Source organism: Pseudomonas sp. B14-6 (assembly GCF_013260315.1).
Taxonomy (GTDB): domain Bacteria; phylum Pseudomonadota; class Gammaproteobacteria; order Pseudomonadales; family Pseudomonadaceae; genus Aquipseudomonas; species Aquipseudomonas mandelii.
Genome location: NZ_CP053929.1, coordinates 4264932 through 4278510 on the forward strand (window position 1 = coordinate 4264932; position 13579 = coordinate 4278510).

10 protein-coding genes are annotated in these 13579 nt (G+C 60.4%); 5 read left to right on the forward strand and 5 right to left on the reverse strand.

Annotated features, from left to right (window positions below):
• Positions 1 to 85: 85 nt before the first annotated feature.
• From HP062_RS19595 to HP062_RS19605, 3 genes are read left to right on the forward strand one after another with little or no spacing between them, the layout of a single operon-like run.
• On the forward strand, positions 86 to 1051 hold the full coding sequence (locus tag HP062_RS19595; RefSeq protein WP_077747167.1) for an HlyD family secretion protein: 966 nt from the start codon (positions 86 to 88) through the stop codon (positions 1049 to 1051).
• Entirely contained in the window at positions 1048 to 3771 is a 2724-nt protein-coding gene (gene rbbA, locus HP062_RS19600) for a ribosome-associated ATPase/putative transporter RbbA (RefSeq protein WP_172791901.1), read from the forward strand. Before HP062_RS19595 ends, rbbA begins: the two co-directional genes overlap by 4 nt.
• On the forward strand, positions 3771 to 4889 hold the full coding sequence (locus HP062_RS19605; RefSeq protein WP_077747165.1) for an ABC transporter permease: 1119 nt from the start codon (positions 3771 to 3773) through the stop codon (positions 4887 to 4889). The genes rbbA and HP062_RS19605 overlap by 1 nt, the downstream gene beginning before the upstream one ends.
• A 90-nt stretch (positions 4890 to 4979) precedes the next feature.
• Here HP062_RS19605 and HP062_RS19610 read toward each other — a convergent pair whose 3' ends face one another.
• A complete protein-coding gene (locus tag HP062_RS19610; protein ID WP_010465012.1) occupies positions 4980 to 5387 on the reverse strand; it encodes a flagellar basal body-associated protein FliL in 408 nt (135 codons plus the stop codon).
• Between the two features lie 150 nt (positions 5388 to 5537).
• Here HP062_RS19610 and HP062_RS19615 point away from each other — a divergent pair, with 150 nt between their 5' ends.
• Both HP062_RS19615 and glpT read left to right on the forward strand, forming a co-directional pair.
• Positions 5538 to 6515: an NADPH:quinone oxidoreductase family protein gene (locus tag HP062_RS19615; RefSeq protein ID WP_172791902.1), complete on the forward strand. Its 978-nt coding sequence runs from the start codon at positions 5538 to 5540 to the stop codon at positions 6513 to 6515.
• Between the two features lie 240 nt (positions 6516 to 6755).
• Positions 6756 to 8108 (forward strand): glycerol-3-phosphate transporter, encoded by a 1353-nt coding sequence (gene glpT / locus HP062_RS19620; RefSeq protein ID WP_010465017.1) that lies wholly within the window; start codon positions 6756 to 6758, stop codon positions 8106 to 8108.
• Here the strand turns inward: glpT and HP062_RS19625 are convergent.
• The 4 genes from HP062_RS19625 to HP062_RS19640 all read right to left on the reverse strand — a co-directional run bounded on the left by HP062_RS19625 (position 8081) and on the right by HP062_RS19640 (position 13490).
• Positions 8081 to 8752, reverse strand: a complete 672-nt coding sequence (locus HP062_RS19625) for a gamma-glutamylcyclotransferase (RefSeq protein ID WP_010465019.1) — start codon at positions 8750 to 8752, stop codon at positions 8081 to 8083. The genes glpT and HP062_RS19625 overlap by 28 nt on opposite strands.
• A 233-nt stretch (positions 8753 to 8985) precedes the next feature.
• Positions 8986 to 9954, reverse strand: a complete 969-nt coding sequence (locus HP062_RS19630; protein WP_010465021.1) for a CDP-6-deoxy-delta-3,4-glucoseen reductase — start codon at positions 9952 to 9954, stop codon at positions 8986 to 8988.
• A complete protein-coding gene (gene ubiD / locus HP062_RS19635; RefSeq protein WP_007942423.1) occupies positions 9954 to 11420 on the reverse strand; it encodes a 4-hydroxy-3-polyprenylbenzoate decarboxylase in 1467 nt (488 codons plus the stop codon). The genes HP062_RS19630 and ubiD overlap by 1 nt, the downstream gene beginning before the upstream one ends.
• 69 nt (positions 11421 to 11489) lie before the next feature.
• Entirely contained in the window at positions 11490 to 13490 is a 2001-nt protein-coding gene (locus HP062_RS19640) for an acyltransferase family protein (RefSeq protein WP_172791903.1), read from the reverse strand.
• Positions 13491 to 13579: the final 89 nt, after the last annotated feature.

The following is a 13579-nucleotide window of genomic DNA, read 5'->3' on the forward strand; positions in this document are numbered from 1 at the left end:
TCAGACGTGACACCCCGTTGACGGATATCAAGTCGCCCCGCCGCTTGCCTGTCAGACTACGACGCTACAGACGCAGGATGCCGACATGTCGATTCACCGCCGCTCTTCACTTTTTTTCGCCTTTTTACTGGGGGCAGTGTTACTGGCCGCTGGGGGTTTTGGTTATTGGAAGTCGACCCTTAGCCGACTGCCCGAAGGGTTGTATGTCGGTAATGGCCGACTTGAAGCCACTGAAGTACAGATCGCCAGCAAAACAGCCGGCCGGCTGGCCGAAGTCCTGGTCGATGAAGGCGACAAGGTGACCAAGGGTCAACTGCTGGCACGCATGGACACCCGGACCCTCGAAGCCCAGCGCAACCAGGCCGAAGCCGAAGTGATACGCGCCCGGGAAAACCTCAATGCCGCCCAGGCCAATGTGCAACTGCGCCAGAGCGAGCAACGGCTTGCCCACCAAGAGCTCAGCCGTTCTCAGGAATTGTTCAAGCGTGGCTTCTCCAGTGGCCAGACCATCGATCAGCAACAATCTCGCTTCGAAACGAGCAACGCGGCCGTCACCGCGGCCCGTGCGCAGGTGTCCGCCGTCGGCGCCGCCATTGGCGCGGCGCAGGCACAAGTCGCTCAGCTGACCAGCGAGATTGACGACAGCAGCCTGCGGGCGCCCATTGACGGGGTGATTCAGCTGCGCATGGCCGAACCCGGTGAAGTCCTCGGTGCCGGTGGGCGAGTGTTGTTGCTGATTGATCCGAACGATCAGTACATGAACCTCTATCTCGCCACATCCGTAGTGGGACGCCTGGCGGTCGGTGATGAAGCGCGGATCCTGCTGGACGCCCTGCCCGGCCAGCCGTTGCCGGCGAAAATCAGCTTCGTGGCAGCCAAATCGCAATTCACCCCCAAAGAAGTCGAGACCCGCGACGAACGTCAGAAACTGGTGTTTCGGGTCAAGCTGCGCCTGACCCAACCCAGCAGCGTGCCCCAGGCCAAACCGGGGATGCCCGGTAACGGCTACGTGCGCACCGCGCCCATTGGCTGGCCGGCCAATCTTCAATGACCGGCCTGGCGCTGCAAGCCACCGACCTTCAGCACCGATACGGCCAACAGCAGGTGCTGACCGACATCACGTTCAGCCTGCCCGCCGGCACCCGGTGCGGCTTGATCGGTCCGGACGGCGCCGGGAAATCCAGCCTGCTGGGATTAATCGCCGGTGTGAAGACGCTGCAAGACGGCCAACTGGACGTGCTCAGCGGCTCGATCCAGGACCGGCGCCACCGTATCAGCCTCTATTCGCGAATTGCGTTCATGCCTCAAGGCCTGGGCGGCAACCTGTATCCCGAGCTGTCGATCAGCGAAAACATTCACTTCTTCGCCACTTTGTTCGGCCTGTCCGGAGCCGAATGCGATCAGCGCATGCAAAGTCTGTTGCTGGCCACCGATCTGCAGCGGTTTGCCGAGCGCCCGGCGGGCAAGTTATCGGGCGGCATGAAACAGAAGCTCGGCCTCTGTTGTGCGCTGATTCATGAACCCGACCTGTTGATCCTCGATGAACCGACCACTGGCGTCGATCCGCTGTCCCGGCGGCGCTTCTGGGAATTGATTGATGACGTCCGGCGTCAACGTCCGCAATTGACGCTGTTGGTTGCCACCGCGTACATGGAAGAGGCCGAGCAATTCGAACACTGCCTGATGCTCGATGGCGGCAAACTGATTGCCGCCGGCTTGACCAGCGACCTTGGGGCAGCGACCCCCAGCGGCAAGCTCGATGAGGCCTTTACTCACTTTCAGGGCGACAGCGGCCGTGACAACCAGCCGCTGGTGATCCCTGCCCGAACCAACGCCACGGCCGACATCGCCATCGAAGCCCATGACCTGACCCTGCGCTTCGGCGATTTCACGGCGGTGGACAAGGTCAGCTTCGCCATCGGCCGCGGCGAGATCTTCGGGTTTCTGGGCTCCAATGGCTGCGGCAAAACCACCACCATGAAAGTCCTCACCGGGCTGATCCCGGCCAGCGAAGGCCGCGCCACGCTGCTGGGCAATCCAGTGAATGCCAAGGATCTGGCTACCCGCAAGCGCGTCGGCTTCATGTCCCAGAGCTTCTCGCTCTATGGCGAACTCAGCGTGCGGCAGAATCTGGACTTGCACGCCCGACTGTTCGATTTGCCCAAGGCCGAGAGCGCACAGCGCATCGATGAGCTGATCCAGCGCTTCAACCTGGGCAGCGTCGCTCATCAGCCGTCCGGAGGACTGCCACTGGGCCTGCGCCAACGCTTATCCCTGGCGGTGGCGGTGCTACATCGCCCCGAAGTGCTGATCCTCGACGAACCGACGTCCGGCGTCGACCCGGCCGCACGGGATGATTTCTGGCGGCTGCTGATCGAACTGTCTCGCGAACAGGGCGTGACGATTTTCCTCTCCACGCATTTCATGAACGAAGCCCAGCGCTGTGACCGCATCTCGCTGATGCACGCCGGCAAGGTCCTGGCCTGCGACACCCCGGCGGCTCTGCAACTGCAGTTCAAGGGCCAGACTCTGGAGGCGGCGTTCGTCACCTGCCTGGAGCAGGCCCAGGGCCCGATCGCAACGGCGGCGCCACCAACGCCCATCGACACGACGCTCGCCCCCGTCGCCCCGATGCAAGACAGCCGCTTCAGTTTTGGACGGTTGCGGGCGCTGGCGAGTCGTGAAGGCAAGGAGTTGCTGCGCGATAAAGTGCGCATGGCCTTTGCCCTGCTCGGGGCGATGTTCATGATGGTGATTTTCGGCTACGGCATTTCCCTGGATGTGGAAAAACTCGCCTTCGCGGTTTACGACCAGGACCAGACGCCACAAAGCCGGGCGTATCTGGAGGCTTTCCGCAGCTCCCGTTACTTCGACGAACAACCGCCCATCAGCGATCCGGCGCAATTGCATCGACGATTACAGCGCTCGGAAATCAAACTGGCGCTGGAAGTCCCGCCGGGATTCGGCCGGGACTTGTTCGCCGGTCGCCAACCCGCTGTCGCGGCCTGGCTCGATGGCGGCATGCCGTTTCGCGCCGAAACCAGCCGCAATTACGTGGAAGCGGTACACCAGGGCAACCTGTTGCAATTGGCCGAGCAGTCCAGCCCCGCACTGAACCGGCAAGCGGCAGCCCAACTGGAAACCCGCTTCCGCTACAACCAGGATGTCGTCAGCGTCAACGCCATCGGTCCCGGGGTGATGGCGCTGATCCTGGCGTTCATCCCGGCCATGCTGACGGCGCTGGGCATCGTGCGGGAGAAAGAACTGGGCTCGATCACCAACTTCTACGCCACACCGCTGACGCGACTGGAGTTCCTGCTAGGTAAGCAAGCGCCATATCTGGCCATCAGCTTGATCAACCTCGCCGTCCTGACGGCTATGAATCGCTGGCTGTTCGGCGTGCCTTTCAAGGGCAGCGGCCTGACCCTGGCCTTCGGCGGGCTGCTCTACGTGCTGGCGACCACCAGCATGGGCCTGTTGATTTCGGCGTTCACCCGAACCCAGATTGCCGCCATTCTCGGCACCATGATCATTACCAGTCTGCCGACCATTCAGTTCTCCGGCTTGATCGTGCCGCGCTCGTCACTCGATGGCGCGGCCGCTGTCATGGGGATGCTGTTCCCGGCGGGTTATTTCCTCGATATTGCCGTTGGCACGTTTACCAAGGCCCTGGATATCCGGCAGTTGTGGCCGCAATGCCTGGCACTGTTCGGGTTTTTCCTGGGGTTTACCGGCCTTAGCCTGGCCATGCTGAAAAAGCAGGAGGCCTGATGCACAAGCTTGCGCACATCCTGCGACTTGGCCTCAAGGAACTCACCAGCCTGCGACACGACAGCGTGTTGCTACTGTTCCTGTTCTATGCCTTCACCGTCGCGATCTACATGCCGGCCGCGGGCTCGGTGATTGGCGTGCACAACGCCAGCGTGGCCATGGTCGATGAAGATCACAGCCACCTGTCACGACAATTGGCGCAAGCCCTGCAGCCGCCGGAATTCCAGGCGCCGGTGTCGTTGCCCTATGAACAACTGGACGATGTGCTGGACAGCGGTCGATTCACCTTCGTCATCAATATTCCGGCCAATTTCCAGGCAGATCTGTTGGCTGGCCGCCAGCCAGCCGTGCAGGTCAACGTCGACGCCACAGCCATGAGCCAGGCGTTCATGGGGGCGGGCTACATCGGACGGATTTTCCAGCGCGAACTGCAGACCTACAGTGAACAAGGCGATGCAGCGAGCAAAGCCCCCGTGCTGCTGACCACCCGAGCGCTGTTCAATACCAATCTGGAGGGCGGCTGGTTCCTGGCGGTGATTCAAATCGTCAACAACATCACCATCCTCGCCATCATCCTGACCGGCACAGCGTTGTTGCGTGAGCGCGAACACGGCACCCTCGACCATTTGCTGGTGCTGCCCCTCACGGCGCTTGAAATCATGCTGGCGAAAATCTGGAGCAACATGCTGGTGGTGGTGCTGTGCACCTGGATCTCGCTGGAGGTGATCGTCAAAGGTGCACTCGGCGTGCCGCTGGCCGGTTCCATGACCCTGTTCCTGATGGTGACGGCCGTTTATCTGTTCGCCAGCACAGCGCTGGGGATATTCCTTGCGACCCTCGCCCGCTCGACACCGCAATTCGGCCTGCTGGCGATTCCGGTGATCATCCCGATGTTGCTGCTCTCCGGCGGCAGTACGCCGCTCGACAGCATGCCGCAATGGCTGCAATGGGTCATGCAGGGCTCGCCATCGACCCACTTCGTCAGCCTCAGCGCCGCGATACTGTTTCGCGACGCGGGGATCAATGTGGTGTGGCCGGACTTGCTGGCATTGAGCGCCATTGGCCTGCTGTTTTTTAGCGTGGCGCTGATGCGGTTTCGCAAGAGCCTGGCGTCCTGAATCGCGGGCAAGCCGGCGCCCACAGGGTTCTGCTCAGTTCCTGTGGGAGCGGGATTGCTCGTGAAGAGGCCGGCCCGGGCAGCGAGAGACTTACTGAATGATGAGGTTGTTGAACAACAAATCCTCAACCATCGGCTTGCCGGTCTCATCGTTCATCACTTGCTGAGTCTGCTTCAGGGCTTCCTGACGCAGCTTCTCCTTGGCTTCAACGTTGCTCATCGCTTCGGTCGTCTGCTGGGCAAACAACGCCACCAGCTGATTACGGATCAACGGCTCGTTGGCCTTCACTGCCTTGGTCGCCTCCTCACCGGTCACGCGCAATGCCACATCGGCCTTGTAGACCTTGAGCTTCGGCGTACCGTCCAGCCCATAGTTGCCCACGAACGGCGGGCTCAAGGTGATGTAATTGACCTTCGGAGCTTCACCTTCTTTGGCTTCTTCGGCCATCGCTGCCACAGGCAGAGACAGGGCCAGCAACAACATGATCCACGCTTTCACAATTCGCTCCTTATCCGGTTTGCGGCCTAGCATAACGACCCGCCGCTCAAGCACAAGCTTATGGCTGACTATCAGGGTCGGGCATGCTCGTTGACCCATCGACTCACACACCTACACTTATCGGCCATCACTCCCAAAGGAATAGCCCTGATGAAAGCCGTGCTGTGCAAAGCCTTCGGCCCTGCCGAATCGCTGGTGCTGGAAGACGTCGCCAGCCCTGTCGCGAAGAAGAATGAAATCCTGCTGGACGTGCATGCCGCCGGGGTGAATTTCCCGGACACGCTGATCATCGAGGGCAAATACCAGTTCAAGCCGCCCTTCCCGTTTTCCCCGGGTGGCGAAGCGGCCGGTGTGGTCAGTGCAGTGGGCGAAAAAGTCAGCCACCTCAAGGTCGGTGACCGGGTCATGGCCCTGACCGGCTGGGGCAGTTTCGCCGAGCAGGTCGCCGTGCCGGGCTACAACGTGCTGCCGATTCCGCCCTCGATGGACTTCAACACCGCTGCCGCGTTCAGCATGACTTACGGCACCTCGATGCACGCACTCAAGCAACGGGCCAACCTGCAACCGGGTGAAACCCTGCTGGTGCTCGGCGCTTCCGGCGGTGTTGGCCTGGCCGCCGTGGAAATCGGCAAAGCCATGGGCGCCCGCGTGATTGCCGCCGCCAGCAGCGCCGAAAAACTTGCGGTGGCCAAGGCAGCCGGCGCCGATGAACTGATCAACTACAGCGAAACCAGCCTCAAGGACGAAATCAAACGCCTGACCGACGGCCAGGGTGCCGACGTGATTTACGACCCGGTCGGCGGCGATCTGTTCGACCAGGCCATCCGCGCCATCGCCTGGAATGGCCGCTTGCTGGTGGTCGGTTTCGCCAGCGGACGCATTCCAGAACTACCGGTGAACCTGGCGCTGCTCAAGGGCGCTGCCGTAGTCGGCGTGTTCTGGGGCTCGTTTGCCCAACGCCAGCCGCAGGACAACGCGGCGAACTTCCAGCAGTTATTTGACTGGTTTGCCGAGGGCAAACTGAGGCCGTTGGTTTCGCAGGTGTATCCGCTGAGCAATGCGGCGCAGGCGATCAATGATCTTGGCCAGCGCAAAGCGGTCGGGAAAGTGGTGGTACAGGTTCGCTGAACGTTAAAAAGCGGGCCGGATTGTCCGGGCCGCTTTTTCAGGACGCTTGAAATGCCTCATCAACCGCCGCCCAGGACCATTCCCATAACGCCCTTCACTTATACCTGTGCGACATGTTCATAAAGGAACACGCAACTGCCCACATTTCCGCTGTTTGGTCGATGCGAACCGGTGCTATTTTCGGTAACGAAACTGTAACATTCGCATCCGCAGTCAAAACAAGAAATCTGGAGCTCTTGAATGTTTGCTTTCTTTCGTCCTGCCGCACATCAGGCTCCATTGCCTGAAGAAAAAATAGACGACACCTATAAACGCCTCCGCTGGCAGATCTTCGCCGGGATTTTCATCGGGTATGCGGGTTACTACCTGCTGCGCAAGAACTTCACCCTGGCGTTCCCCGATCTGATCGCCCAAGGCTATACGAAGGGTCAACTGGGTGTGGCCATGTCGGCGATTGCCATCGCCTACGGTCTGTCCAAGTTTTTGATGGGCATCGTGTCCGACCGCTCCAACCCGCGTTACTTCCTGCCCTTCGGCCTGGTGGTCTCCGCCGGGGTGATGTTCGTTTTCGGTTTCGCACCGTGGGCGACGTCCAGCGTGACCATGATGTTCATCCTGTTGTTCATCAACGGCTGGGCGCAAGGCATGGGCTGGCCGCCAAGTGGCCGCACCATGGTGCACTGGTGGTCGCAGAAAGAACGTGGCCAAGTGGTGTCGATCTGGAACACCGCGCATAACGTCGGCGGTGGCTTGATCGGCCCGCTGGCGATTCTCGGCATGGGCTGGTTCAACGACTGGCACAGCAAGTTCTACGTCCCGGCCGCCGTGGCGCTGCTGGTTGCGGTCTTTGCGTTCATTGTGATGCGCGACACACCACAATCGACAGGCCTGCCGCCGATCGAGAAGTACAAGAACGATTACCCGGAAGGCTACGACGCCAGCCACGAAGAAGAATTCAGCGCCAAGGACATCTTCGTCAAATACGTGCTGCGCAACAAAATGCTCTGGTTCATTGCCCTGGCTAACGTCTTTGTCTACCTGCTGCGCTACGGCATCCTGGACTGGGCACCGACTTACCTCAAAGAGGTCAAGCACTTCGACTTCGACAAGAGTTCGTGGGCGTATTTCCTCTATGAGTGGGCAGGCATTCCGGGCACGTTGCTGTGCGGCTGGATGTCGGACAAGGTTTTCCGTGGCAACCGTGGCCTGACCGGCATGGTGTTCATGGCGTTGGTGACCGTTGCGACGATCGTGTACTGGCTGAATCCGCCGGGTAACCCGATGGTCGACATGATCTCGCTGTTCGCGATCGGCTTCCTGATCTACGGCCCGGTGATGCTGGTGGGCTTGCAAGCGCTGGAACTGGTACCGAAAAAGGCCGCCGGTACTGCCGCGGGCTTTACCGGTCTGTTCGGTTACTTGGGCGGGTCAGTCGCGGCCAGTGCGCTGATGGGCTACACCGTGGACTACTTCGGCTGGGATGGTGGCTTCATCCTGTTGGTCGCCGCCTGCTTGCTGGCAATGGCGTTCCTGGCGCCCACGCTGGGGCACAAGCAAATCGCCAGTCAGACCCGCGAAGAAGCGATCGCCTGATCGGCTTTTGATTGGCAGCGCTTGAGCCGCGCCTCCAGATTCCGGTCTGGCATGGCGTGGCTACGCAGGGCGTTGGCGGTCTGCTCGACATAATCGCGAGTGGTGCCGTAACGCCCGCAAGCGTTTTCGAACACATGGCTCAGCACATGATCCGGCAAGTTGCCGGCATAGCTGGGCAAGTGCCGCTCCAACACAAATCCCAAGGCCTGAACCTGGCTTCCGTCTTCGAGACGGCAGTTGAGCCAGTGTGGCCGATAAGACGGGAACGGCATTTCGCGCTGCCAAAGCGCATAAAGCGAGGCTTCCAGTTGTTCTTCGGGCAAACGGTAAGCGAAGCCGCTGCAAGAACCGCCGCGATCCAGGCCAAAGACCAGACCAGGGACTTCCGGCGTGCCGCGATGTTCGTGGGACCACAGGTATAACCCGCGATGGTAGCCATGCACTCGGCCGCGCACTCGCTCCACCGCCGCACATTCAGGGCGCCAGATCAGCGAACCATAAGCGAATAACCAGACGGGCCCGCCCTTGTGTCGAGCCATGGTCGACTGCATCGAGCTGAGTAATTGTTCGTGCGTAAGCTGCGGCCCCAGATCGAGCCGCGGAGGGTAAGCCAGATTCAAAAATGAAGATTCAATGGCGCTCATGGCGAATAGCGTTCAGCTCCCCGCGGATAAAGAATTACTAAATAGAACGCACCGCTGTAACAATAAGGCACATATGTTTTCAGGCAATTTAAGTGCCATGGCACAGTTCTTAAATAATTGCCTTGCTTGGATATAACCTACCGGCATTTATATAAAACTATAAATACCGATCGGCTATATGGGGAGTTATAACGATTAAGACCGTGGATCAGATCGTGGATCAAAATCGTGGATCAAGATCGCGGCGCGTACGCAAACACGTCGGCGCGCATCTGATGCGCATCCATCCCCGCTTCAACCAACGCATCCAGTGTGCCGTAGACCATGGCCGGTGAGCCGCTGGCATATACGTGCAGCGCTTTCAGATCAGGGAAGTCCTCACACACTGCCTCATGCAACATGCCGCAACGCCCCTGCCAGCCGCATTGATCGCTGACGACTTTATGCAGGAACAGATTGGGCAGTTTCAGCCACTCATCCCAATGTTCGATTTCATAAAAGTCTTCAGGCCGACGAACACCCCAATACAGATGCACCGGATGTTTAAAACCCGCGGCCCGGCAATGTTCAATCAGGCTGTGGATCTGGCCCATGCCGGTGCCAGCGGCAATCAGCACCAGCGGACCGTCCGGCAGTTCCGCCAGATGGGTATCGCCGAACGGCATCTCGATCCGCACCATCGGGTTGCGTTGCAGTTGTTCGATCAGGCTCAGCGCACTGCTTTCGCGCGCCAACACATGAATTTCCAGGTCGCGGCCGGAATGCGGTGCAGAGGCCAGGGAGAAGGCGGATTTCTCGCCGTTCTCGCGCTCGATCATCAAATACTGGCCGGCGTGATAACGCGGTGGCTTGCCGGCTGGCGCCCGCAGATGCACGCGAAAGGTATCGCCGCCGACGTCCCTGCATTCAATGACCTGACACGAAAAGCTGCGCACCGGCAGTTCTCCCAGCGCGAGCACGCCATCCCACAGCACGATGCAGTCTTCCAGCGGCTCTGCTATGCAAGTGTAGAACTCGCCATGGTCACGCACACCGCCGTCCTGTTCGACCCGGCCTTCCACCAGCAACGCCGCGCACACGTGGCAATTGCCGTTACGACAGCTTTGCGGGCATTCATAGCCCAGGCGCCGCGCGCCATCGAGAATACGCTCGCCGGGCAGAATCTCTAGCACTGCTCCGGAAGGCTGCAAGGTTACACGCATCAATCTATTCCTAACTGATTCCAGATGGCATCGATCCGTTGGGTCACGGCGTCGTCCTTGACGATCACCCGGCCCCACTCGCGAGTGGTTTCGCCCGGCCATTTATGCGTGGCATCGAGCCCCATCTTCGAACCCAGGCCGGAGACCGGCGAGGCGAAGTCGAGGTAGTCGATCGGCGTGTTGTCGATCATCACCGTGTCGCGCTTGGGGTCCATGCGCGTGGTGATGGCCCAGATCACGTCGTTCCAGTCTCGCGCATTGATATCGTCGTCTGTGACGATAACGAACTTGGTGTACATGAACTGTCGCAAAAACGACCAGACACCGAGCATTACCCGCTTGGCGTGGCCCGGATACGACTTCTTCATGGTCACGATGGCCATGCGGTACGAGCAACCTTCCGGCGGCAAGTAGAAGTCGGTGATTTCCGGGAACTGCTTCTGCAGGATCGGCACGAACACTTCGTTCAGCGCCACGCCGAGAATCGCCGGCTCATCCGGCGGACGGCCGGTGTAGGTGCTGTGGTAGATCGGTTTGATCCGGTGGGTGATGCGCTCGACGGTGAACACCGGAAAGCTGTCGACTTCGTTGTAGTAGCCAGTGTGGTCGCCGTAAGGGCCTTCGTCGGCCATCTCGCCCGGATGGATCACGCCTTCAAGGATGATCTCGGCGGTGGCCGGCACTTGCAGGTCGTTGCCGCGGCACTTCACCAGTTCGGTGCGGTTGCCGCGCAGCAGACCGGCGAAGGCGTATTCGGAGAGGCTGTCCGGTACCGGCGTCACGGCGCCAAGGATGGTCGCCGGGTCAGCGCCCAGGGCCACGGAGACCGGGAACGGCTGGCCGGGATGCTTTTCGCACCACTCACGGTAATCCAGCGCGCCGCCCCGGTGGCTCAGCCAGCGCATGATGACCTTGTTGCGGCCAATCACTTGCTGACGGTAGATGCCGAGGTTCTGGCGGTCTTTGTTCGGACCTTTGGTGACGGTCAGGCCCCAGGTGATCAGCGGGCCGACGTCGCCGGGCCAGCAGGTCTGCACCGGCAGCATCGCCAGATCGACGTCGTCGCCTTCGATGACCACTTCCTGGCACACCGCGTCTTTCACGACTTTCGGCGCCATCGCAATGATCTTGCGGAAGATCGGCAGCTTGGACCAGGCGTCTTTCAAGCCCTTCGGCGGCTCGGGCTCTTTGAGGAAGGCCAGCAGCTTGCCGATCTCGCGCAGCTCGCTGACCGCCTCGGCGCCCATGCCCATCGCCACCCGCTCGGGGGTGCCGAACAGGTTGCCGAGCACCGGAATGTCGTAGCCGGTCGGGTTTTCGAACAACAGCGCCGGGCCTTTTGCCCGAAGCGTGCGATCACAGACTTCGGTCATCTCCAGCACTGGAGAGACGGGGATCTGGATGCGTTTCAACTCTCCGCGCTGCTCAAGCTGCTGCACGAAATCCCGAAGATCCTTGAATTTCATTGACGATGGCACCCCTAAAATAGGCGTACATCCTACCTGCTCTGCCGCCCGCTGGCAGCTTATCGCTGCTTACTTGGCCGCATTTGCGTTGCCATTGCCCAGTGTCGTGCGGGCTTGCAAGCGCTTGAACAGCGGCTCAAGCACCGGCGCGATAAAGCGCGCACCGACTTCCGACAGGTGATTGTCGTCGGTATACAGCGAATGACCGTCGAGTTGGGCGCGGCACAGGCCCGCGTGATCGCACAGCAATGGCGCCGGATCAACCACGGTCACGCCGGGGTTCGCCGCCGCTATCTGCGCGAACAGTTGGCTGATGAACGCCTGGCGCTTGAAGTGCTCAGCCACTGCTAAACCGACGTCATCGGTCGGACGATGCAGCATGGCCAGGCGGCTGAGGCGGTAAGGCGGGCTGAAGGGTTGCAACGGCGCTTCCTTGATCAGCCAGACGCGATGCCCGCCATTGCGCAATTGCCGGATGGTCGCCTGCAACCCTTCCGCCAGTTGCTGCTCGGCATTGGCCCTTTCGTAACGACCATGGGCATCTTTCAGTGCATGCCCGAGATCGCCTTTCGCATCACCATAGAGATACAGGCTCCAGCGCGCGACAAGGACCACATCGCCCACCGACTGCGGCTTCAACTCCTGCTCGACCCGGCGATTGAAACGGGCGCACCGTTGATCGTGCTCAAGCCCTTCCACCGGGAGGCAGCCCGTGGAGCTGGCGAGAATCACGCTGACGCCATGCTTCTGCGCCCCCTCATCGAATACCGGAATCAGCGCGGTGGCGTGACTGTCGCCCCAGACCAGCACCCGTGACGACAACGCCGGCGCCCCGTAGTGACAGAAGAGCTTGTCGTCAGGGGTTTTGTCGTCGGCCAGGCAGCGCATCAGTTCCGGTCGCCATTCCTTCGCCTTGGCGTACTGCAACGCTTGATCGGACAGGCGCGAAGGCAAGCCATGGGTCCAGCGTAACGTTTGCCCGGCCAACCCCAGCACCAGTACACCGACGCCCGCCGCCAGCAGCATCTGCCGACGCCCCGCCAGCAGCCGTCGTTCACGGAACGGCGTCTCGACAAATTTCCACGACAAGTAGCCCAGCACCAGGGTGAGCAGAATCAAGCCGGCAATATCAAACGGGCCGGGGTCCTCGACACTGGCGTAACTGGCGAAGACAAACACCGGCCAATGCCACAGGTACCAGGAATAGGAAATCAGCCCGAGACCGACCAGTACGCGACTGGCCAGCAGCCCACCCACCAGGGTCTGCCGGTGTCCATTGGCCCAGATCAGTGCAACCACGCCCAAGGTCGGCAACAACGCCGCGACACCGGGAAATGGCGTGCTTTTGTCGTAACCCACTATCGCCAGCAGAATCAACCCGAACCCGGCCAGGCTGACCACTTGAGCCCCGGCGGTGGTCAGGCGCCATTGGCTTCTGGGCGCCACGGCCAGCATGGCGCCGGCCAACAACTCCCAGGCGCGCATCGGCAACAGGAAAAACGCTTTCTCAGGGTGATGCGCAACGGCCCACACACTGAGCCCGAAAGACACCAGCAATACGGCGAACAGCGCCAGACGCCAGGCTTTCAGGCGACTCGACAACAGCGTCAGCAACAGCGGGAAAACGATATAGAACTGCTCTTCAACCGCCAGCGACCAGGTATGCAGCAACGGCTTGAGGTCGGAAGCAACGTCAAAGTAGCCGTCCTGACGCATGAACAGGATGTTGGAGACAAACATCACCTGGTAACGCACAGAGCGCCCCAGTTCTTCATAGTCCTTGGGCGCTAACAGAAACCAGCCCACCGCCAGCACGGCAATGATCATGGCAAACAGCGCGGGGAGGATTCGCCGGGCACGGCGGGCCCAGAAGTCGACAAAGCTGAAACGCCCGGCCTGACGCTGATTCCAGATGATCGAGGTGATCAGGTAGCCCGAAATCACAAAGAAAATGTCGACGCCGACGAACCCGCCGGTAAACCCTGGAACGCCAAAATGGAACAGCACCACGGCAATCACGGCGATTGCGCGTAAACCGTCGATATCCCTTCGATAAGCAAGCGTGCTCATAAACAGTAAGGCCAGTCAGTTGATTGTTTTTACGATCGTTTTTTTGTTTTCTAACTGACCGGAGTTAATCACAAACCTCCCATTTTTCT